The 1,737-nt window shown below is 72.8% G+C and carries 1 protein-coding gene and 1 pseudogene; both read right to left on the bottom strand.

Annotation, left to right across the window (positions count from 1 at the left end; all coding sequences use genetic code 11):
• Positions 1-109: 109 nt before the first annotated feature.
• Entirely contained in the window at positions 110-1,321 is a 1,212-nt protein-coding gene (locus tag QH283_RS22870; protein WP_280505003.1) for a cytochrome P450, read from the bottom strand.
• Positions 1,318-1,737 (bottom strand): annotated as a pseudogene (locus QH283_RS22865) (hypothetical protein); the annotation flags it as partial. The pseudogene QH283_RS22865 and the gene QH283_RS22870, both read right to left, overlap by 4 nt.

Raw genomic sequence — 1,737 nt, 5'->3', positions numbered from 1 at the left:
GGGGCGCCCGACACCCTATTCCCGGCCGTACCCCGGGGGCCGGGCGGCGCGGGCGGGGCTCGGCCCCACCCCCCCCCCCCGCCCGGACCGAGCCTGCCCCGGCTACCGGCTACCAGGTGACCGGCAGCGAGGTGGGCCGGTGCACGAGGATGCCCGTCTCCCAGGGGATCTGCTCCTCGGGCACGGTCAGCCGCAGGCCGGGCAGCGCGGTGAGCAGCCCGCGCAGCACCTCGGTGATCTCCATGCGGGCCATGGCCGCGCCCATGCAGTGGTGCATGCCGTAGCCGAACTGCAGGTGACGCTTGCCGCCGCGGTTCGGATCGATCACCGACGGGTCGCCGAACACCTCGGGGTCGCGATTGGCCGAGTGCGCGTCGGCATAGACGACCTCACCGGGATACAGCACGCCCGCCGACAGGGTGATCTCCCGGGTGGCCACGCGCGGGAAGGTGGAGATGCGGCCGAGCGGCAGCAGCCGCAGCAGTTCCTCCACGGCGGCCGGCACGGCCCGCGGGTTGTCCACCAGGTACCGCCACAGCTCGGGGCGGGCCAGCAGCACGTAGGCGATCTTGGTGACCACCGAGAGGATGTTCTGGTCGCCCCCGACCAGCGAGCCGAGCAGGATGGCCGCGTACTCGGCGTCGGTGACCGGCGGAGAGACCGAATCGCGCGCGGCCAGCAGGTCGAGGATCAGGCCGGGGCGCAGCTCGCGGCGGCGGGCGACCAGATCCTCGATGTAGTGGTAGAGCGTCCAGAAGTCGGCGAGCAACTGCTCGATGTTCGTGTCGTGGCCGAGCTGCATCTCGCGCGAGAGGTGCCGGAAGTGGGCGATGTCGGCGTCCGGGATGCCGAGGTAGTCCACATTGGCGGCGATGGTCAGCGGGTCGAGCACGGTGCGCACCAGGTCGGCGGCGCCCTGATCGCGCCGGACTCGTAGTTCGGCGATCCGGTCGTCGAGGACGCGCCGCACGGCGGGTACCCGGCGGGCCATGGTGGCCGCGCTGTAGGCCGAGGCCACGAAGCCCTTGAGCCGCCCGTGCTCGGGATGGTCGAGATTGAGCAGCATCTCGGTCGGCATGATCGTGGGCAGGAAGCTCGGCCCGTCCTCGACGTTGGTCCGCGCGCGGGCGAAGGTCGTGTCGGTGAGGATCGCGTGCACGTCGCGATAGGCGGTCACGTGGACGGCGGTGTGCCCGCTGGGGAGCTGGACCTGGGGTAAGCCGCCGGGGGAACGGTCGGCCACCGGTCGGATCATCAGGGGCGGGGAGATGTTTGCGATGCGGTCGAGGTCGACACGGACGGTGTCGAGGGCGTGCGTCATGGGGTACTTCCTTCCGGGGTGGGGATCGGGCTCGAGCCGTTGTCGGAACTCGCACTGCCGTGGGCGTGGTCGCGCTGTCCGCTGCCGCCCGCTCCCCCGCGACGGCGCACGGCGACGATCACCGCGGTGAGCGCGACGAGCAGGGCGATGAGGACACCGACGGTGACCGCGAAGGCGGAGTGGTAGACGTCGGGGTGGCCGAACTGGCCCGCGGCCGTGTCGTCGGCGGCCGGACCGGTGAGCTTGCTGCCCACCACGGCGGCCAGCACGACGGCGTAGCCGGCGACGAAGACGGCCTCCGAGCCGATGCGGAAGAAGTTGAGCAGGCCCGCCGCGGTGCCGCCCCGCGCGGCGGGCACCACCGGCAGCGCGTGGCCGTCGACCCGGCCGATGGGCCGGCCGCAGCCGAGGCCGCG

The sequence above is a fragment of the Nocardia farcinica genome (assembly GCF_029867845.1).
Taxonomy (GTDB): domain Bacteria; phylum Actinomycetota; class Actinomycetes; order Mycobacteriales; family Mycobacteriaceae; genus Nocardia; species Nocardia farcinica_A.
This window is presented reverse-complemented; position numbering and strand designations above follow the sequence as displayed.

Coding starts and splice junctions, on each gene's coding strand:
- QH283_RS22870 (WP_280505003.1), bottom strand. CDS start 1,321: ATGACGCACGCCCTCGACACCGTCCGTGTCGACCTCGACCGCATCGCA.